Genomic DNA, 20,352 nt, shown 5'->3' with positions numbered 1-20,352 from the left:
AAAACGCCCCACGAGGGGGCGTCTTGTCGATCGGTGTCGGGCGGCGATGTCAGGCAGAAGCCTTCTTCGCGGCCGCTTCGATCCGACGGGTAATGTACCACTGCTGTGCGATGGACAGGCAGTTGTTCACAACCCAGTACAGCACCAGGCCGGCCGGGAACCACAGGAAGAAGAAGGTGAAGATGATCGGCATCAGCTTCATCACCTTGGCCTGCATGGGGTCCGGCGGAGTCGGGTTGAGCATCTGCTGAACCAGCATGGTGGCACCCATGATGATCGGCAGGATGAAGAACGGATCCTTCACCGACAGGTCGACGATCCAGCCCAGCCACGGGGCCTGGCGCATCTCGACGCTTTCCAGCAGTACCCAGTACAGGGAGAGGAAGACCGGCATCTGCACCAGGATCGGCAGGCAGCCGCCCAGCGGGTTGATCTTCTCCTTCTTGTACAGCTCCATCATCGCCTGGGACATCTTCTGGCGATCGTCGCCGTGCTGTTCCTTCAGGGCAGCCAGTTTCGGCGACACGGCGCGCATGCGGGCCATGGAGCGGTAGCTGGCGGCGGACAGCGGGAAGAAGGCCAGTTTGATGACGATGGTCAGGAAGATGATCGACCAGCCCCAGTTACCCACGAGGTTGTGGATATGTTGCAGCAGCCAGAAGATCGGCTGGGCGATGAACCACAGCGGGCCGTAGTCGACGGTCAGTTCCAGACCCGGAGACAGTTCCTTCAGGTACGCCTGCAGTTTCGGGCCGGCATACAGGGTCATGCTGGTTTCGCCCTTGGCACCCGGCGCAACGGTCAGGTTGGGACCGGTGTAGCCGACGATGTAGTTGCCCTGGGCGTCCTTGCGGGTCATCACGCTGTGGGTATCGCCCTTGGCGGGAACCCAGGCGGTGACGAAGTAGTGCTGCAGCCAGGCTACCCAGCCACCCTGAACGGTTTCCTTGAACTGCTCCTTGTCCATGTCCTTCATGGACACTTTCACGTAGGGCTTTTCAGGGGTCCAGACCGCAGCGCCGAGGTAGGTCGATACGCCGGTAGCGGTGGTGGAGGACGGATCGACGCTGGCGTCACGCTTGAGCTGGGCGAACAGCGAAGCGTTCCACGGTTTGTCGCTCTGGTTGTCGATCAGGTAGCTCACGCCAACCTGATAGGCATTGGGGTTGATGCACTCGAGCTTCTTCTGTGCCTTTTCCTTCTCGGTGCAGTCGTTTTTCAGACCGCGGTGGAAGGTGAAGCGCTTGATGTAGCTGACGCCATCCTGTGCATAAGTCAGGTCGACCACCATCTGGTCCTGGCCGTCGGCCAGTTCGTAGACGGGTTTGGCCGAGGCGTAGAGCGGGCGACCGCTGGCAGCGGCATCCGGGCCGTTGGCGCCGGTCAGGCCGCTCTGGGCCAGGTAGGTGCGCTGGTTGTCACGCTCGAAGAGCGGGAACGGTACGTCCGGGCGATCCTGGCGCAGCGGGTACTGGGTCAGGCCGAGCTTGATCACGTCGCCGCCGCGCGGGTCGATGGTCAGGTCCAGGACATCGGTCTTCACGCGGATCAGCTGTTCGCTGGCTGCAGCCGGCTTCTGCTCATTGGGCAGGCTGGCCTGGGCGTTCTGCGTGGTGGGTACGTCGGCATTGGCCGCATTGCCGGCAGGCACGGAAGTGTCCGGCAGGCCTTCAGTCTGATTGAAGGTCGCGGTCTGCGCCGGCAGTTCGGGCTGGCCGTAGTCCTTGTTCCACTGGAGAACCAGCGCGTAGGACACGATTGCCAGGGCGACGAATAGGATTGAACGTTTGATGTCCATGGTTACTCGGCCGTCGAGGAAGGGGCGGGCTTGGAAGGATCTGGCGGTACCGGATCGTAGCCACCGGGATGCCAGGGGTGGCAGCGGCCTAGGCGACGAGCGGCCAGCCAGCCACCACGCAGGAAACCATGGGTTTCAATGGCTTCTTGCGCGTAGCAGGAACAGCTGGGGTAGAAACGACAGTGCCTGCCCATCATGGGACTGATGGCGTAGCGGTAAAACTGGATCAGTAACAGCGCCAGTCTACGCATGGGAACTGTCGGCCACTCCCGGAGATTCTGTCGAAGGTTCCGGGCTGGGCCGGTTGCGCAACAGGCGCTTCCAGAGTTTTCCGAACTGCTGGTGCAGCTCTTCATTCTCCAGATCGCCGAGGCCCTTGCGCGCGATCACCACGATATCCAGGCCGGCCAGCTTCTGCTGGTGATGGCGGAAGGATTCACGGAGAAGGCGTTTGAGGCGGTTGCGCTCGACGGCGAGCTTGACGTTCTTCTTGCCGATCACCAGGCCCAGGCGGGGGTGATCGAGACCGTTTTCGCGCGCCAGCAGCAGGATGTGCTTGCCGGGAACCTTGGAGGTGGGGGAGTCGAAGACTGCTGTGAATTGCCGGGCTGTCAGAAGACGTTTATCCCGGCTGAAATCTCGACTCACCACCTGTGTCAGACAAATCAGACGGTCAGACGCTTACGGCCCTTGGCGCGACGACGCGACAGAACCTGACGACCGTTCTTGGTGGCCATGCGAGCGCGGAAGCCGTGCACGCGAGCGCGCTTGAGGGTGCTGGGTTGGAAAGTACGTTTCATGATTCGGTACCTGGGTTTGACGACATGAGGTCGCAGTGACCCCGTTTAAAGAGACCGGCGATTCTAGTGAAATCGCGCGGTCAGGTCAATTTCCAACCAGACCCCGATACAAAATCTATAGAAAGGGAGGAAATCTCTTTTTCTAGAGATTGAAGCGATGATTATGTTTATGGCGGCGAATGCCTGTGCATAACTGTCCTTCAGCCTTTGAACAAGCGCCTCTGAGGAAATGATAACCCTGTCGGGAAGTCGTGGGCCGCTTGTGCGGAGCCGGTTGGAAAGCTGGGTATGGAATGCGGATTTTTCCACAGGGATTTTTTCCACAGAACCATCACCAGGGTCATCCCCTGCCCCATCAAGCTGTTATCCACAAGGTTTAAGGCGCTATTACCCGACCACCGGTAAAATCATTAACACCTTGATTTTGCTTGCATCCCGGCGCGCTTAACTGTGGATAAGTTGGTCCGGCGGGGATACAATAGCCGCCTGTTTCGCTTTGCGACTTCTTTTGGGGGATATCCGTGTCCGTGGAACTTTGGCAGCAGTGCGTGGAGCTTCTGCGCGACGAGCTGCCGTCCCAGCAGTTCAACACCTGGATCCGACCTTTGCAGGTCGAGGCCGAGGGTGAGGAGCTGCGCGTCTACGCACCCAACCGCTTCGTACTCGACTGGGTCAACGAGAAGTACATGGGGCGCCTGCTCGAATTGCTGAGCGAACGCGGCAATGGCCAGATTCCGGCGATTTCGCTGCTGATTGGCAGCCGCCGCAGCCGCACTCCACGCCCTGCCCTGGTTCCCACGCCGCAGGTACATGTTCAGCCCGCTCCTGTTGCCGCTGCGCCTGCGCCAGTGGTTGCACCTGCGCCGGTGGCTCTCTCCATGCCCGAGCCGCAGCCTATCCAGGCCGCGCCGGTGCAGACCATCGTCGATCTCGACGAATCCAGTCCGGGCATCGATCCGATGGCTGCTGCCATGCCGGCCGCAGCTGTGCGCACCGAGCGCAACGTGCAGGTAGAAGGTGCGCTCAAGCACACCAGCTACCTCAACCGCACCTTCACCTTCGAGAACTTTGTCGAAGGTAAATCCAACCAGCTGGCCCGTGCGGCCGCCTGGCAGGTCGCGGACAACCTCAAGCACGGCTACAACCCGCTCTTCCTTTATGGCGGCGTCGGCCTGGGCAAGACCCACCTGATGCACGCTGTGGGTAACCACCTGCTGAAGAAGAACCCCAATGCCAAGGTCGTGTACCTGCATTCGGAGCGTTTCGTCGCAGACATGGTGAAAGCGCTGCAGCTGAACGCCATCAACGAGTTCAAGCGCTTCTACCGTTCGGTGGATGCACTGCTGATCGACGATATCCAGTTCTTCGCCCGCAAGGAGCGTTCCCAGGAAGAGTTCTTCCACACCTTCAACGCCCTGCTCGAAGGCGGCCAGCAGGTCATCCTGACCAGCGACCGCTACCCGAAGGAAATCGAAGGCCTGGAAGAGCGCCTGAAGTCGCGCTTCGGCTGGGGCCTGACGGTGGCCGTGGAGCCGCCGGAGCTGGAAACCCGCGTGGCGATCCTGATGAAGAAGGCCGAGCAGGCCAAGGTCGAGCTGCCGCACGACGCTGCATTCTTCATCGCCCAGCGCATCCGCTCCAACGTGCGTGAGCTGGAAGGTGCGCTCAAGCGCGTGATCGCCCACTCCCACTTCATGGGCCGGCCGATCACCATCGAGCTGATTCGCGAGTCACTGAAGGACCTGCTGGCCCTGCAGGACAAGCTGGTCAGCATCGACAACATCCAGCGCACCGTCGCCGAGTATTACAAGATCAAGATCGCCGACCTGCTGTCCAAGCGCCGTTCGCGTTCGGTGGCACGTCCGCGTCAGGTTGCCATGGCACTCTCCAAGGAACTGACCAACCACAGCCTGCCGGAGATCGGCGTGGCCTTCGGCGGTCGGGATCACACCACGGTGCTGCATGCCTGTCGTAAGATCGCTCAACTCAAGGAATCCGACGCGGATATCCGCGAGGACTACAAGAACCTGCTGCGTACTCTGACCACCTGACGCAGCCTCACGAGGCAAGGGACTAGACCATGCATTTCACTATTCAACGCGAAGCTCTGTTGAAACCCCTGCAACTGGTCGCTGGCGTTGTCGAGCGCCGCCAGACGCTGCCGGTTCTTTCCAACGTCCTGCTGGTTGTCGAAGGCCAGCAACTGTCGCTGACCGGCACCGACCTGGAAGTCGAGCTGGTAGGTCGCGTCACCCTGGAAGACGCTGCCGAGCCGGGCGAAATCACCGTGCCGGCGCGCAAGCTGATGGACATCTGCAAGAGCCTGCCCAGCGACGCCGTTATCGACATCCGCGTTGACGAACAGAAGCTCCTGGTGAAGGCCGGCCGCAGCCGCTTCACCCTTTCCACCCTGCCGGCCAACGACTTCCCCACTGTTGAGGAAGGCCCGGGTTCGCTGACCTTCAGCCTGGTGCAGAGCAAGCTGCGTCGCCTGATCGATCGCACCAGCTTCGCCATGGCGCAGCAGGACGTTCGCTACTACCTCAACGGCATGCTGCTGGAAGTGGGTGGCGGCACCCTGCGTGCAGTGGCTACTGACGGCCACCGCCTGGCCATGTGCTCGCTGAGCAACGGCGTGCCCGAAGCGCAGGATCGCCACCAGGTGATCGTGCCGCGTAAGGGCATCCTCGAACTGGCTCGCCTGCTCACCGAGCAGGATGGCGGAGTGTCCATCGTCCTCGGCCAGCACCATATCCGTGCAACCACCGGCGAGTTCACCTTCACTTCCAAGCTGGTAGACGGCAAGTTCCCGGATTACGAGCGCGTGCTGCCCAAGGGCGGTGACAAGCTGGTCATCGGTGATCGCCAGGTGCTGCGCGAAGCGTTCAGCCGTACCGCGATCCTGTCTAACGAGAAGTACCGTGGCATCCGTTTGCAACTCTCCAACGGCCTCCTGAAAATCCAGGCGAACAACCCGGAGCAGGAAGAGGCTGAAGAAGAAGTGCAGGTCGACTACAACGGCGGCAATCTGGAAATCGGCTTCAACGTCAGCTATCTGCTGGACGTCCTGGGTGTCATGGGGACCGAGCAGGTGCGCATGATTCTCTCCGACTCCAACAGCAGTGCGCTGCTGCAGGAAGCGGACAACGACGATTCTGCCTACGTCGTCATGCCGATGCGCCTCTGACGCGTATCGATGTCCCTTACCCGCCTTTCGGTCACCGCGGTGCGCAACCTGCACCCGGTGACCTTCTCCCCCTCCCCCCGCATCAACATCCTCTACGGCGAAAACGGCAGCGGCAAGACCAGCGTGCTGGAAGCCATCTACCTGCTCGGTCTCGCCCGCTCCTTCCGCAGCATGCGCCTGCAACCTGTTATCCAGTACGAAGAACCGGCTTGCACGGTTTTCGGACAGGTTCGCCTGGGCAATGGCTTCGATAGCAGCCTGGGGGTTTCACGTGATCGTCAGGGCGAGTTCCAGATTCGCATCGACGGGCAGAATGCTCGAAGCGCTGCTCAACTTGCCGAGACCTTGCCGTTGCAGTTGATCAATCCGGATAGCTTCCGTCTGTTGGAGGGGGCGCCGAAGATTCGCCGGCAGTTCCTCGACTGGGGAGTGTTCCACGTGGAACAACGCTTCATGGTCGCCTGGCAGAGGCTGCAGAAGGCCCTGCGGCAGCGGAACTCGTGGCTCCGACATGGTAGACTGGACGGTGCTTCGCAGGCTGCGTGGGACCGCGAATTGTGCGCGGCGAGCGACGAAATCGACGCTTATCGACGGTCCTATATCCAGGCTCTCAAGCCTCAATTCGAGCGGACCCTGGCCGAGCTGATCCAGATCGATGACCTGACGCTCAGCTACTACCGGGGATGGGACAAGGACCGCAACCTGAGTGAAGTACTGTCTTCCAGCCTGCTGCGCGATCAGCAGATGGGACACACCCAGGCGGGGCCGCAACGGGCGGACCTGAGAATTCGTCTGGGGGGACACAATGCTGCGGAGATTCTTTCCCGTGGCCAACAGAAACTGGTGGTCTGCGCTTTGCGGATCGCCCAGGGGCACTTGATCAACCAGGCCAAGCGCGGGCAATGCGTGTACCTGGTGGATGACCTCCCCTCCGAATTGGATGAGAAGCATCGGTTGTCTTTGTGCCGGCTTCTCGAGGATCTGGGTTGTCAGGTGTTCATCACCTGCGTCGACCCGCACTTATTGAAAGACGGCTGGCAAACGGAAACGCCGGTGTCGATGTTCCACGTGGAACATGGGCGCGTCTCTCAGGACACTACCATCGGGAGTGAAGAATGAGCGAGAACACCTACGACTCTTCCAGTATCAAGGTACTGAAGGGGCTGGATGCCGTACGTAAGCGTCCGGGCATGTACATCGGTGATACCGACGACGGCACAGGCCTGCACCACATGGTCTTCGAGGTCGTGGACAACTCGATCGACGAAGCGCTGGCGGGCTACTGCAGCGAGATCAGCATCACCATTCACACCGATGAATCCATCACCGTGCGCGACAACGGTCGCGGCATTCCGGTGGATATCCACAAGGAAGAAGGGGTCTCCGCGGCCGAGGTCATCATGACCGTCCTTCACGCCGGCGGTAAGTTCGACGACAACAGCTACAAGGTCTCCGGTGGTCTGCACGGCGTGGGTGTGTCGGTGGTGAACGCCCTCTCCCACGAGCTGCGTCTGACCATTCGCCGTGAAGGCAAGGTCTGGGAACAGGTCTACCACCACGGCGTCCCGCAGTTCCCGCTGCGCCCGGTGGGTGACACCGATGGCTCGGGTACCGAGGTGCACTTCAAGCCGTCTCCGGAAACCTTCCACAACATCCACTTCAGCTGGGACATCCTGGCCAAGCGGATTCGCGAGCTGTCGTTCCTGAACTCCGGCGTCGGCATCGTTCTGCGTGACGAACGTGCCGGCAAGGAAGAGCTGTTCAAGTACGAGGGTGGCCTGCGCGCCTTCGTCGAGTACCTGAACACCAACAAGACCGCGGTGAACCAGGTCTTCCACTTCAACTGCCAGCGCGAAGAAGACGGCGTCGGCGTGGAAGTCGCCCTGCAGTGGAACGACAGCTTCAACGAGAACATTCTCTGCTTCACCAACAACATTCCCCAGCGTGACGGTGGTACCCACCTGGCAGGCTTCCGCTCTGCCCTTACCCGTCACCTGAACAACTACATCGAGCAGGAAGGCCTGGCGAAGAAGTTCAAGATCGCCACCACTGGCGACGATGCCCGCGAAGGCCTGACCGCGATCATTTCGGTGAAGGTGCCGGATCCGAAGTTCAGCTCGCAGACCAAGGACAAGCTGGTTTCCTCGGAGGTGAAGACCGCCGTGGAACAGGAAATGGGCAAATACTTCGCCGACTTCCTGCTGGAGAACCCGAACGAAGCCAAGGCCGTAGTCGGCAAGATGATCGATGCCGCCCGTGCCCGTGAGGCTGCGCGCAAGGCCCGTGAGATGACCCGCCGCAAGGGCGCGCTGGACATCGCCGGCCTGCCGGGCAAGCTCGCCGACTGCCAGGAGAAGGACCCCGCCCTCTCCGAACTGTACATCGTGGAAGGTGACTCCGCGGGCGGTTCTGCGAAGCAGGGCCGTAACCGCAAGACCCAGGCGATCCTGCCACTCAAGGGCAAGATCCTCAACGTCGAGAAGGCTCGCTTCGACAAGATGCTGTCCTCCCAGGAGGTCGGCACGCTGATCACCGCGCTGGGCTGCGGTATCGGTCGCGAGGAGTACAACATCGACAAGCTGCGTTACCACAACATCATCATCATGACCGATGCTGACGTCGACGGTTCGCACATCCGTACCCTGCTGCTGACCTTCTTCTTCCGTCAGCTGCCGGAACTGGTCGAGCGCGGCTACATCTACATCGCCCAGCCGCCGCTGTACAAGGTCAAGCGCGGCAAGCAGGAGCAGTACATCAAGGACGACGTGGCCATGGATGAGTACATGACCCAGTCGGCCCTTGAGGAGGCCAGCGTGCACGTCAACGAAAGCGCTCCGGGCCTGTCCGGCGAGGCGCTGGAAAAGCTGGTCAACGAGTACCGCGCCGTCATGCGCACCCTCAAGCGCCTGTCCCGTCTGTACCCGCAGGACCTGACCGAGCACTTCGTCTACCTGCCGCGCATCGAAACCGAGCAACTGGGTGACCAGGCTGCCATGCAGAGCTGGCTGGATCAGTACCAGGAGCGCCTGAAGAGCAGCGAGAAATCCGGCCTGGTGTACAAGGTCAGCCTGCGCGAAGACCGCGAGCGTCACCTGTGGCTGCCGGAAGTCGAGATGGTCGCTCACGGCCTGTCGAGCTACATCACCTTCAACCGCGACTTCTTCGCCAGTAACGATTACCGCGCGGTCACCGAGTTGGGCAGCAAGCTGAACAGCCTGCTGGAAGAAGGTGCCTACGTACAGAAGGGCGAGCGCAAGAAGCCGGTCAGCACCTTCAAGGAAGCCCTCGACTGGCTGATGACCGAAGGCACCAAGCGCCACAGCATCCAGCGATACAAAGGTCTGGGCGAGATGAACCCGGATCAGCTGTGGGAAACCACCATGGACCCGAACGTGCGGCGCATGCTGAAGGTAACCATCGAGGACGCCATCGCGGCCGACCAGCTGTTCAACACCCTGATGGGCGATGCCGTGGAGCCGCGCCGCGACTTCATCGAAAGCAACGCCCTGGCGGTGTCCAACCTGGACGTCTGACCTACAGGCAAAAAGAAAGGGCCCTTCGGGGCCCTTTTCTTTTGTCTGCGGGAAGGCGCTGTGTCAGGACGCCTCGGCCACCGATTGAGGCGTGGCGTCGGCCGGCAGTTCGCCCATCTCGCGCAGGGTCTGGATGACCCAGTTCTCGGCGCGCTGGTTGAGCTCGGTGATGGCGCGTGCGCCCTCCCCTTCGGCGTACATGGCCGGGCCGATTACCACCTGGATGGTCCCCGGGTATTTCGCCCAGCCGTTCTTCGGCCAGCAGTGGCCCGCGTTGTGGGCGATCGGCAGTACCGGCAGGTTGGCGTTGACCGCCAGGGAGGCGCCGCCGCGGGAGAACTTGCCGATCTGGCCGGTGGGAACGCGGGTGCCTTCGGGGAAGATCAATACCCAGGCGCCCTTCTTGAGGCACTCATCGCCCTGCTTGGCGATCTGCTTGAGGGCCACCTTGGGCTGCTCGCGGTTGATGGCGATGGGCTTGAGCAGTGCCATCGCCCAGCCGAAGAAAGGTACGAACAGCAGCTCGCGTTTGAGCACCAGCGCCAGCGGCTCGAAGTAGCCGGTGAGGAAGAAGGTCTCCCAGGTGCTCTGGTGCTTGGCCAGGATCACGCAGGGCTGGTCGGGGATGTTCTCCGCGCCTTTGAGTTCGTAGCGCACGCCGACCACCCAGCTGGCGAGCCAGACGGCGAATTTGCACCAGGCCTGGGCGATGAAGCGGTAGCGCGCGCGGTACGGCAGGAAGGGCGCAATGAGCAGGCTCAGGGTGCCCCAGACGAAAGCGCTGAACGACAGCAGCAGGTAGAAAAGAACGGTTCTGATGGCCTGCACTATCGACATGGGAGATGGGTCCTCAGGAAAGAAGTTGGTCGGCTACTGCCGCCAGATCGTCGAATACCAGCGTGCCTTCAGGCAACGGCTTGGTCAGGGTTCGCTCGCCTTTGCCGGTCTTTACCAACACTGGCTGACAATCGACGGCCAGCGCGGCGTCCAGGTCACCCCGGCTGTCACCCACGAACCAGGTGCCGCGTAATTCCACGCCGTAGTGCTGGGCAATCTGCCGCAGCATACCGGGTTTCGGCTTGCGGCAGTCGCAGCCCTCGTCGGGGCCGTGGGGGCAGTAGACGACCACGCCGAGTTCACCGCCCTGCTCTGCCACCAGTTCGCGCAGGCGCTGGTGCATGCTCTCCAGGGTGGCCAGGTCGTAATAGCCGCGGGCGATGCCCGACTGGTTGGTGGCCACGGCCACGGTCCAGCCGGCCTTGCTCAGGCGGGCGATGGCGGTGATCGCGCTGGGGATTGGAATCCACTCGTCGAGGGATTTGATGTAGGCGTCGGAGTCCTGGTTGATGACACCGTCGCGGTCGAGGATCAGTAGCTTCATGGGTGATTCGGCAAGTCAGACACTTTCGATAAGTCGGAAATGAAAAAGCCGGGAGTCCGTCACGGCGAACCGTTGCGAACTCCCGGCTTTCAGGTGGGCATCAACCCAGCAGCGAGATGTCGGCGACGCCGAGGAACAACCCGCGCAGCTTCGCCAGCAGCGCGTAGCGGTTGGCCTTCACGGCGTTGTCGTCCGCGTTGACCAGGACTTCCTCGAAGAAGGCATCCACCGGCGCGCGCAGGGCCGCCAGACGGGCCAGGGCGGCGCGATAGTCGCGAGCCGCTGCCAGCGGAGCCACTTCGCTCTCGGCGGCTGCCACGGCGCTGCCAAGGGCCTTCTCGGCAGCCTCGGTGAACAGGCTGGCGTTGACGGCGGCAGGCACGTCGCCTTCGGCCTTGGCCAGGATGTTCGACACGCGCTTGTTGGCGGCGGCGAGGGCTTCGGCTTCGGGCAGCTGACGGAACGCCTGTACCGCCTGCACGCGCTGGTCGAAGTCCAGCGGAGCGGTCGGCTTGAGTGCACGTACGGCCTGGTACACGGCTACGTTGACGCCTTCATCCTCGTAACGGGCGCGCAGGCGGTCGAAGACGAAGTCCTGCACCTGCTCGGACAGGCCCTCGGCCTTCACCTTGTCGCCGTACTGGGCCACGGCCACGCCGATGGCGTCGACCAGGTCCAGGTCCAGTAGCTTCTCGATGAGGATGCGCAGCACGCCCAGGGCAGCACGACGCAGGGCGTACGGGTCCTTGCTGCCGGTGGGCAGCATGCCGATGCCGAAGATGCCGACCAGGGTGTCGAGCTTGTCGGCCACGGCGACCGCAGCACCGGTCAGGGTGCCGGGCAGTTCGGCGCCAGCGCCGCGCGGCATGTATTGCTCGTTCAGCGCCAGGGCGACGTCCTTGGCTTCGCCACCGGCAGTGGCGTAGTAGTAACCCGCGATGCCCTGCATCTCCGGGAACTCGCCGACCATTTCGGTGGCCAGGTCGCACTTGGAGAGGATGCCGGCGCGGGCAGCGTTGGTGGCATCCCCACCGATGCGCTCGGCGATGTAGGCGGCCAGTTTGGAAACCCGTTCGGCCTTCTCGTAGACAGTGCCCAGCTGGGCCTGGAACACCACGTTCTTCAGACGGGCGTTGAAGGCTTCCAGCGGTTGCTTCTGGTCCTGCTTGAAGAAGAACTCGGCGTCGGTCAGGCGCGGGCGTACGACCTTCTCGTTACCGGAGATGATGTGCTCCGGTGCCTTGCTCTCGACGTTGGCCACGGTGATGAAGCGCGGCAGCAGCTTGCCGTTGGCGTCCAGCAGGCAGAAGTACTTCTGGTTGTCCTGCATGGTGGTGATCAGGGCTTCCTGCGGCACCGCGAGGAAGCGCTCCTCAAAGGAGCACACCAGCGGCACCGGCCACTCGACCAGCGCGGTCACTTCGTCCAGCAGGTCGGCCGGGACGATGGCGCTGCCCTTCTGCTCCGCAGCCAGTTCGGCGACGCGCCTGGAGATGATCTCGCGGCGCTCGGCGAAGTCGGCCAGCACGTGGGCGCTGCGCAGGTCTTCCAGGTAGTTGGCCGGTGCCGAGATGCGCACGTTGGCCGGGTTGTGGAAGCGGTGGCCGCGGGATTCGCGACCGGCCTTCTTGGTCAGGATCTCGCAGTCGACGACGTCGTCGCCGAACAGCATCACCAGCCACTGGGTCGGACGCACGAACTCTTCACGACGGGCTGCCCAGCGCATGCGCTTGGGAATCGGCAGCTCGTTCAGCGAGGCTTCGACGATGCCCGGCAGCAGACCTACGGCCGGTTGGCCGGCGATGGTCTGGCTGAACTTGAGTTTCGGGCCGCTCTTGTCGATCAGCTCCAGGTCCACACCGCACTTCTTGGCGAAGCCGAGGGCGGCCTGAGTCGGGTTGCCGTTGGCGTCGAAGGCAGCCTGCAGCGGCGGGCCGTCGAGGTTCACGGTGCGGTCCGGCTGCTGCACGGCGAGCTGGTCGATCTGCACGGCCAGGCGGCGCGGCGCGGCATAGCAGCGCGCGGCGGCGTAGGTCAGGCCGGCGGCCTTGAGGCCCTTCTCGATGCCGGCCAGGAAGGCTTCACCGAGGCTTTTCAGCGCCTTGGGTGGCAGCTCTTCGGTGCCCAGTTCGACGAGGAAATCCTTCGCGCTCATTATTCGGCCTCCTTCAGCTTGGCCAGTACTTCGTCACGCAATGCGGGGGTGGCCATCGGGAAGCCGAGGCGGGCGCGGGCCTGCAGGTAGCTCTGCGCCACGGCGCGGGCCAGGGTGCGCACGCGCAGGATGTAGCGCTGACGCTCGGTCACCGAGATGGCGCGGCGGGCGTCCAGCAGGTTGAAGGTGTGCGAGGCCTTGAGGACCATCTCGTAGGTCGGCAGCGGCAGTTGCAGCTCGATCAGGCGGTTGGCTTCGCTTTCATAGAAGTCGAACAGCTCGAACAGCTTCTCGACGTTGGCGTGTTCGAAGTTGTAGGTCGACTGCTCCACTTCATTCTGGTGGAACACGTCGCCGTAGGTGACCTTGCCGAATGGGCCGTCGGCCCACACCAGGTCGTAGACCGAGTCGACGCCCTGGATGTACATGGCCAGGCGTTCCAGGCCGTAGGTGATTTCACCGGTGACCGGGTAGCACTCGATGCCGCCGACCTGCTGGAAGTAGGTGAACTGGGTGACTTCCATGCCGTTCAGCCAGATTTCCCAGCCCAGGCCCCAGGCGCCGAGGGTCGGCGATTCCCAGTTGTCCTCGACGAAACGGATGTCGTGCACCAGCGGGTCGATGCCGATGGCCTGCAGCGAGCCCAGGTACAGCTCCTGGAAGTTCTCCGGGTTGGGCTTGAGGACCACCTGGAACTGGTAGTAGTGCTGCAGGCGGTTGGGGTTCTCGCCGTAGCGGCCGTCGGTAGGACGGCGGCTCGGTTGCACGTACGCCGCGTTCCAGGTTTCCGGGCCCACGGCGCGGAGGAAGGTGGCGGTGTGGAAGGTGCCTGCGCCTACTTCCATGTCGTAGGGCTGCAGCACCACACAGCCCTGATCGGCCCAGTATTTTTGCAGGGCGAGGATCAGGTCCTGGAAGGTGGGCACGGCGGGCGTAGTCTGGCTCACGAATTTCACCTGTGCTGGATATGCGACTAAAACCCGGCAGTATACCCCAAGACGCTTGCAGCTTGGGCTTCACAGCGATTTTTGCGCGACCGTTCGTAGGCCCTCGAAGGGGGAAAAACAGGATCTATGACTGTATTTTTGTACAGCTATTTGTCTATAGTCAGAACCTTCCCGTTTCGAAGGCTGACTGCCATGTCCCGCTGCTCCTGGTGTAACGACGACCCGCTGTACATCGCCTACCACGATGCCGAGTGGGGTGTGCCCCAGCGCGACGCCCGCGCACTGTTCGAAATGATCATCCTTGAAGGCGCCCAGGCCGGCCTGTCGTGGATCACCGTGCTGAAGAAGCGCGAGCGCTACCGCAAAGTACTGTTCGGCTTCGATCCGGAACGCCTGGCACGCATGACCGACGAGGAAATCGAGGAGCGCATGCAGGACCCGGGCATCATTCGCAATTTCGCCAAGCTCAAGGCCGCGCGGCAGAACGCCCAGGCCTGGCTGAAGCTGGAGGACCCGGTGACCTTCCTCTGGTCCTTCGTCGGCGGCCAGCCCAAGGTCAACCACTTCAGTGGCCGCGGCGACGTGCCGGCGGTGACACCCGAGGCCGAGGCCATGAGCAAGGCGCTGCGCAAGGCCGGTTTCAATTTCGTCGGCCCGACCATCTGCTACGCCTTCATGCAGGCCACCGGCATGGTGATGGACCACACCGTTGACTGTGACCGCTACGCCCAGCTGACCCGCGCCTAGGGCAGCGGGCTGGCCACAGTGATCGCCTGCCAAGGCCCGGTGGAGCGCCCGGAAAGTGCCGACCAGTACCACGCCGAGGTATCGGAGAAGGATTGGCCGATGGCGTCCTCGATGTAGTCGCAGACCTGCAGTCGCACTCCCTCGCGTTCGACCACGAAGCAGCGTTGCAGGCCCTGCGCGCTAACCCGTTGCCGAAGCTGCGTCTGCTCGATGCGATAGCCCAGCGCGCGGAAGCAATCCTCTGCCGGGTGCAGCTTGCGCGTCGGCCGCAGCACCTGGCGCAGTATGATGCTGCGCTGGCCATCGGTAAAACGGCCGAGCTGGCCGGGAAAGTCCGCGGCGAAGCGTTGCTCCACCGGCGAAAGCGCCAGGGGCCGCAAAGTTCGACCTTCGAACTGCACCGGCCATTCATGGGCGACTCGAGCTGCCGCTGACGCAGAGGTCGCCGGCGCCAGCAACGGCCAGAGCGTCGCGAGCAGCAGGGCACCGAGCAGGCTGCCGGTGAAATGTGTCGAAGCGTCAGGCTGCGCTGCTTTCACCGATGCCGGCAGTGCAAAAGCACGCCGCCCGATCACCCGGAAAATCATCCCGCAGACTCCGACGAACACCAGTAGCCCGACCGCCTCATGGGCCCAGCCGGGAAACCCGCTCGCGCCGCTCTCGCCCCACACCAGCAGCGTGTTGCGCAGGATGTTGCCGCCCAGAACCAGCAGTCCCACCAGCGGCAGGCGGCGCAGCAGCAGGCGATCCGGCAGCCGCAGCCAGGCCGCCAGCGCGCAGGCGGTGAAGTAGCCGACCCAGGCCATCTGGATGCCCGAGCACGGCGCATCGACCATCACCCACTGGCCGTCCACCAGTAGCGCACTGCCCTGCCGTTCGACTGTCCAGCTCCCCAGGCGCAGCAACCACGTGCTGACCTCGGCAGTGACGACGCGCAATGGATAACCGACGAAGAACTGCAGCGAAGACAGCAGCGGTAACGACAACACGCCCAGCCCCAGCCAGGACAGCCAGGGCTGGCCGGACGCGCGCAGGCTGAGGATCACCAGCAGCAGCGCCAACACCGAGAGCAGCCCGCGCAGCAGCGGCGGCAGGATCGACTGGAATAGCGCGCCGGATATCAGCAACAGCGCTGCCGCACCCAGCCAGCGCAGGCGCGGTTGCGTGCGCAGGCTGTGACGGTCGCGCCAGAGCAGCACTCCGAGTGCCGCCAGCGCGATGATTCCCAGCGGATCATCCGAGCCATCACCGAGCCGCCGTGCCGCCCACAGCCAGCTCGGCCAGGCCGCCAGTGCGGCGAACAACAGCCAGCTCCAGCCGGGCAGGCGGCGGATCATGCGGCCTTCCTCCGCCAGAACCAGGCCCCCAGCGCGGCCAGCAGCAACATGGCCCATACGCCCGGTTCCGGCGTGCCGGGCACGGTGCTGCCGATGGCGTTATTGCTCACGCCCTGGGGCATCGGCAGCGGTTGGTCGACCGTCCTGCTCGCCTGCGGGTCGGGATTTCGCACCTGCTGGTCGACGGCGATGAACGAGGTATAGGGCGTGAGCAACTGGTACTTCAGGCCGAGGTCGAGAATCTGCGAGCTGAACTCGAAGCCGCCATCGAGCGCCTCCTGGTCCATCAGGCTGGCGAGGCGTTGGCGTGCCCACAGGTGGGCGAGCGCACCGCCGCTGTCAGTGAGGTTGCCGGTGCTGATCGGCAACCGTACCTGGAACGGGCCGTCGGCGGCGTGGGCGTCGAGACGCAGCTCGCCGCGCGGCGCGCCCTTCCACTTGCCGAACAGTACCAGCGGGCGATTGGCGAACAGGTCGGGCAATTGCAGCGGCTCCACGTCGTAGACGTCGAGGCCTTCGAAACGGGCGTGGATGCCCTTGAGCAGCGGGCTGTCGATCATCTTGCGGAAGCGCTGCGCCGCCTTGTTCGCCTGCTCATCATCGGTCACCACGAAAGGCTCGCCCTGCCCCGCCCGCGCCAGTCCTTCGATCAGGCTGCGGTTCACCGCGCTGCCGATGCCGAAGGCGAACAGGTTGGCCTTGCTCAGGTTCTCGCGCACCAGCTTGTAGGCGCTGCTCTCGACGGTGACGTAGCCGTCGGTGACCACCACGAAGCTGCGCGAGCGCTCCGGGTCCGTGGGCATTGCCAGCGCCTCGCGCAGGGCCGGCATCAGCTCGGTGCCGCCGGCGCCGACCTGGCTGTCCAGCAGCTCGATGGCCAGACGGATGTTTTCCGGCGTGGCGGGGAGCGAACGCTCCGCCAGCTTGCGGTTGTCGCCGGCGAACAGCAGCAGGTTGAAGGTGTCGCTGGGGCGCAGGCGGCCGATCAGGTCGCGCAGCAGGGTCTTGGTGGTGTCCAGTGGGAAGCCGTTCATGGAACCGGAGACATCCACCACGAAGACATAGTCGCGCGGCACGATGAGCCGGGCGTCCGGCGCGCGCGGCGGGGCGACCATGGCGAGGAAGAAGTTCTCCTGCTCGCCGCGCGACAACAGCAGGCCGCTCTGCACGGACTCACCGCCGAGCTGGTAATCGAGGATGAAGTCGCGGTTGCTGGCGGTGGCATCGTCAGCCGCTATCTGCGCGGTGGCGCGCCGGCCGTCACGCTGAATGGTCAGGCGATGGGAAGGCGAGGCGATCTCGCCGATCTGTACCGGCGCCAGCAGTTCGACCTGCAAGGCGAACGTCGTGGCCGAAGGCTGTCCGGCCGGCAGGTACGGCGACTCGATCCACTGCTGCTTGCCGCTGCCGGATTCACCGCGACCGTTGTAGCGCGGCCCGACCACCGTGGGGAAGACGAACTGGAAGCGCCCGTCGGTGGGCACCAGCAGCTCGCTGTAGCGCAACTCCACCTGCACCACGTCGCCGGGAAGGATGTTGGCGACGTTCATCAGGAACACGTTCTCGCGCTCCTGCTCCAGCAGCGCGGCGGTCTTGCCATCCTGCTTGGCCTGCTGGTACTCGGCCTTGGCCTTCTGCTTCTCGCGGATCTGCGCCTGGATCACCCGGTCGCCCAGGTGGACGGTCATGCCGTGGACGGCGGCGCGGGTCGAGGCGGGGAACACGTAGCGTGCTTCCAGCGGCGTCTTGCCCTGGTTACGGTATTCCTGGGTCACCGTCACCTCGGCGATGTTGCCCAGCACGCGGGCCTCCACGCGGGTCGCCTTGAGCGGCAGGGCATCGACGGCCGGATCAGCATTCTCGACGAAGAAGTACGGACTGGAGCTGCTGTCCTCTGCAGCCAGCGCCACCAGGCTGGCGCTCATCGCCAGCAGCAGGCAGCACAGCCGTGCAAGGAAGGTTGGGATACGCATCGCGGGCCTCCGGGCCAGTGGATCGAATGGCCGCAGGTTGCGCGCGCGCTGTGGGCGCAATGTGCTCGCCAGGTGGAGATTGTGTGGAGCCGCGATGGCGCCCGATTTACCGGCGCGAGCGGCTACAATGGCCGCCATCTGCTTGAAGGAGTTTTCCGTGGAGAAATTCAAGGGCGCACTGGTGGTGGGCTTCCTGCGGTTGTTCGCCATGCTGCCGTGGCGCGCGGTGGGCGCATTGGGCGCCGGCATCGGCTGGCTGATGTGGAAACTGCCCAACCGGTCCCGCGAGATCGTGCGGATCAACCTGTCGCACTGCTTCCCCGAACTGTCCGGGGCTGAACTGGAGAAGCTCGTCGGCCAGAGCCTGATGGACATCGGCCGCACGCTGACCGAGAGCGCCTGCGCCTGGATGTGGTCGCCGCAGAAGTCGCTGCAGTACATCCGCGAAGTCGAAGGCATGGAAGTGCTGGAAGAAGCGCTGGCCTCCGGCGATGGCCTGGTCGGCATCACCAGCCACCTGGGCAACTGGGAAGTGCTCAACCACTTCTACTGCTCCTACGCCAAGCCGATCATTTTCTACCGCCCGCCCAAGCTCAAGGCGGTGGACGATCTGCTGAAGAAGCAGCGCGTGCAACTGGGCAACCGCGTTGCGCCCTCGACGCCCGAAGGCATCAAGAGCGTGATCAAGGAAGTGAAGAACGGCGGCTGTGTCGGCATCCCGTGCGACCCGGAACCGGACCTCGGCTCGGGCCTGTTCGTGCCCTACCTGGGCACCACCGCGCTGACCAGCAAGTTCGTGCCCTCGCTGCTCTCGCGCGGCAAGGCCCGCGGGGTGTTCTTCCACGCCGTGCGTCTGCCCGATGGCAGCGGCTACAAGGTGATCCTCGAAGCCGCGCCGGCGGACATGTACGACAAGGACATGGAAGTGTCGGTGGCTGCGCTCAGCCGCGAGCTGGCCAAGTATGTACGCGCCTATCCCAGCCAGTACATGTGGACCATGAAGCGCTTCAAGAAGCGTCCCGAGGGCGAGGCCCGCTGGTACTGAGCACGCCCGGCTCAATCGACCCGATAGGCACGGCGCCCCTGGATTGTTGACGCCAGGGGCGTCAGGCTGAACGTCCCACGCTCCCGGAATCCCTCCCCATGCTCGGCCTGCCGACTACCGCCACTGCGCCGTTCTGTCCCTCGGAAGTCAAAGGCAGCATCCAGGTCGCGGCCGGCGCGCCGTTGTTCAAGCGCATCCTGCAGTTCGCCGGCCCCGGCCTGCTGGTCTCCATTGGCTACATGGACCCGGGCAACTGGGCCACCGCCATCGAAGCCGGCTCGGGCTTCGGCTACCAGCTGCTGTTCGTGGTGCTGCTCTCCAGCCTTGCGGGGATGGTCCTGCAGTGCCTGGCGATGCGCCTGGGCATCGTCACCGGCCAGGACCTGGCGCAGCTCTCGCGCAGTCGCTACAGCCTGGGCACGGCGCGCCTGCAATGGCTGTTGGCGGAGCTTTCGATCGTCGCCACGGACCTCGCCGAAGTGCTCGGCTGCGCCCTGGCCTTCCACCTGCTGCTGGGAGTCGACCTGGTCACCGGGGTGATCCTCACCGCCTTCGACACGCTCATCGTGCTCGGCCTCAAGGGCCAGCGCTTCCGCCACCTGGAAGCGATCATGCTCGGCCTGATCGTCACCATCAGCGGCTGCTACCTGGTTGAGCTGATCCTCATCAAGCCCTACTGGCCCGACGTCGCCGCCGGCTTCCTGCCCAGCTGGGACGCGGTGACCCAGCGCGAGCCGCTGTACCTGGCGATCGGCATCCTCGGCGCCACGGTGATGCCGCACAACCTCTACCTGCACTCCTCCATCGTGCAGACGCGGCAGGTCAGCGGCAGCAACGGCAAGGCTGCGGCTATCCGTCTTACACGCATCGACACCGTGGTTTCGCTGAGCCTCGCGCTGCTGGTCAACGCGGCGATCCTGATCCTCGCCGCCGCGGCCTTCCACGAGACTGGCCACACCGGCGTCACCGAAATCCAGGACGCCTACCGCCTGCTCGAACCACTGGTGGGCACCGGCCTTGCGGCGATCCTCTTCGGCGTCGCCCTGCTCGCCTCCGGGCAGAGTTCCACCTTCACCGGCACCATCGCCGGGCAGGTGATCATGGACGGCTTCCTGCAGATGAAGATTCCCTGCTGGCAACGCCGCCTGATTACCCGCGCCCTGGCACTGATCCCGGCGCTGATCGGCGTGGTGATGCTGGGCGACAAGGCGGTGGGCAAGCTGCTGGTGTTCAGCCAGGTGGTGCTCAGCCTGCAGCTGCCGTTCGCGCTCTGGCCGCTGATCCGCTTCACCAGCGATCGCGCGCTGATGGGCGAGTTCGCCAACTCCCTGCTGACCCGTGTGCTGGCCTGGGGCTTGTTCTGCGTCATCAGCGCCGCCAATCTCTGGCTGCTCGCGCAATTGCTGGCTTGACCTGACCCCTGGGTTTCAGGCCCATTAGTGCGCTGAC

General features: G+C 63.8%; 16 protein-coding genes and 1 pseudogene. 7 read left to right on the top strand and 10 right to left on the bottom strand.

The annotated features are described in order from the left end of the window. Positions 1-49: 49 nt before the first annotated feature. The 4 genes from yidC to rpmH are packed head-to-tail and all read right to left on the bottom strand — an operon-like array spanning position 50 to position 2,598. Positions 50-1,798 (bottom strand): membrane protein insertase YidC, encoded by a 1,749-nt coding sequence (gene yidC / locus IB273_RS29450; RefSeq protein WP_081518988.1) that lies wholly within the window; start codon positions 1,796-1,798, stop codon positions 50-52. Between the two features lie 2 nt (positions 1,799-1,800). Beyond that, positions 1,801-2,049: a membrane protein insertion efficiency factor YidD gene (yidD, locus tag IB273_RS29445; protein WP_015479779.1), complete on the bottom strand. Its 249-nt coding sequence runs from the start codon at positions 2,047-2,049 to the stop codon at positions 1,801-1,803. Further along, positions 2,042-2,449 carry a ribonuclease P protein component gene (gene rnpA / locus IB273_RS29440; RefSeq protein ID WP_081518987.1) on the bottom strand — a complete coding sequence of 136 codons (408 nt, stop codon included), beginning with the start codon at positions 2,447-2,449 and terminating at the stop codon, positions 2,042-2,044. Before rnpA ends, yidD begins: the two co-directional genes overlap by 8 nt. 14 nt (positions 2,450-2,463) lie before the next feature. Then, positions 2,464-2,598 carry a 50S ribosomal protein L34 gene (rpmH, locus tag IB273_RS29435; protein WP_003100258.1) on the bottom strand — a complete coding sequence of 45 codons (135 nt, stop codon included), beginning with the start codon at positions 2,596-2,598 and terminating at the stop codon, positions 2,464-2,466. A gap of 521 nt (positions 2,599-3,119) precedes the next feature. Between rpmH and dnaA the strand changes: the two genes are divergently transcribed. The 4 genes and pseudogenes from dnaA to gyrB all read left to right on the top strand — a co-directional run bounded on the left by dnaA (position 3,120) and on the right by gyrB (position 9,318). After that, positions 3,120-4,649: a chromosomal replication initiator protein DnaA gene (gene dnaA / locus IB273_RS29430; protein WP_081518986.1), complete on the top strand. Its 1,530-nt coding sequence runs from the start codon at positions 3,120-3,122 to the stop codon at positions 4,647-4,649. Positions 4,650-4,678: 29 nt separating this feature from the next. Continuing rightward, on the top strand, positions 4,679-5,785 hold the full coding sequence (dnaN, locus tag IB273_RS29425) for a DNA polymerase III subunit beta (protein ID WP_192225655.1): 1,107 nt from the start codon (positions 4,679-4,681) through the stop codon (positions 5,783-5,785). A 9-nt stretch (positions 5,786-5,794) separates the two neighbouring features. Beyond that, positions 5,795-6,897: pseudogene (gene recF, locus IB273_RS29420) on the top strand (DNA replication/repair protein RecF). Between the two features lie 3 nt (positions 6,898-6,900). Then, entirely contained in the window at positions 6,901-9,318 is a 2,418-nt protein-coding gene (gene gyrB, locus IB273_RS29415; protein WP_081518984.1) for a DNA topoisomerase (ATP-hydrolyzing) subunit B, read from the top strand. 63 nt (positions 9,319-9,381) lie between these two features. Here the strand turns inward: gyrB and IB273_RS29410 are convergent, their stop codons facing one another. From IB273_RS29410 to glyQ, 4 genes are all read right to left on the bottom strand, one after another. Beyond that, positions 9,382-10,155 (bottom strand): lysophospholipid acyltransferase family protein, encoded by a 774-nt coding sequence (locus tag IB273_RS29410; protein WP_081518983.1) that lies wholly within the window; start codon positions 10,153-10,155, stop codon positions 9,382-9,384. Positions 10,156-10,168: 13 nt separating this feature from the next. Then, positions 10,169-10,699 (bottom strand): D-glycero-beta-D-manno-heptose 1,7-bisphosphate 7-phosphatase, encoded by a 531-nt coding sequence (gene gmhB, locus IB273_RS29405; RefSeq protein ID WP_081518982.1) that lies wholly within the window; start codon positions 10,697-10,699, stop codon positions 10,169-10,171. A 100-nt stretch (positions 10,700-10,799) separates the two neighbouring features. Further along, a complete protein-coding gene (gene glyS / locus IB273_RS29400; protein ID WP_192225653.1) occupies positions 10,800-12,854 on the bottom strand; it encodes a glycine--tRNA ligase subunit beta in 2,055 nt (684 codons plus the stop codon). Beyond that, positions 12,854-13,801 carry a glycine--tRNA ligase subunit alpha gene (gene glyQ, locus IB273_RS29395; protein ID WP_081518980.1) on the bottom strand — a complete coding sequence of 316 codons (948 nt, stop codon included), beginning with the start codon at positions 13,799-13,801 and terminating at the stop codon, positions 12,854-12,856. Before glyQ ends, glyS begins: the two co-directional genes overlap by 1 nt. Positions 13,802-13,993: 192 nt before the next feature. Here glyQ and IB273_RS29390 point away from each other — a divergent pair, with 192 nt between their 5' ends. After that, positions 13,994-14,548 (top strand): DNA-3-methyladenine glycosylase I, encoded by a 555-nt coding sequence (locus IB273_RS29390; RefSeq protein ID WP_192225652.1) that lies wholly within the window; start codon positions 13,994-13,996, stop codon positions 14,546-14,548. Here IB273_RS29390 and xrtQ read toward each other — a convergent pair. Beyond that, entirely contained in the window at positions 14,545-15,885 is a 1,341-nt protein-coding gene (gene xrtQ, locus IB273_RS31540) for an exosortase Q (RefSeq protein ID WP_225610321.1), read from the bottom strand. The two genes, IB273_RS29390 and xrtQ, sit on opposite strands and share 4 nt — an antisense overlap. Then, positions 15,882-17,858: a VIT and vWA domain-containing protein gene (locus IB273_RS29375; RefSeq protein ID WP_192225651.1), complete on the bottom strand. Its 1,977-nt coding sequence runs from the start codon at positions 17,856-17,858 to the stop codon at positions 15,882-15,884. Before IB273_RS29375 ends, xrtQ begins: the two co-directional genes overlap by 4 nt. A 157-nt stretch (positions 17,859-18,015) precedes the next feature. Between IB273_RS29375 and IB273_RS29370 the strand changes: the two genes are divergently transcribed. Next, complete coding sequence (locus IB273_RS29370) at positions 18,016-18,903, top strand: lysophospholipid acyltransferase (protein ID WP_081519185.1); 888 nt, start codon at positions 18,016-18,018, stop codon at positions 18,901-18,903. 98 nt (positions 18,904-19,001) lie between these two features. Continuing rightward, positions 19,002-20,315 (top strand): Nramp family divalent metal transporter, encoded by a 1,314-nt coding sequence (locus tag IB273_RS29365; protein WP_081518976.1) that lies wholly within the window; start codon positions 19,002-19,004, stop codon positions 20,313-20,315. Positions 20,316-20,352: the final 37 nt, after the last annotated feature.

This window comes from Pseudomonas sp. PDM19, assembly GCF_014852215.1.
Taxonomy (GTDB): domain Bacteria; phylum Pseudomonadota; class Gammaproteobacteria; order Pseudomonadales; family Pseudomonadaceae; genus Pseudomonas.
Note: the sequence above shows the minus strand (reverse complement) of the source record. Positions and strands in the feature narration are given on the sequence as shown.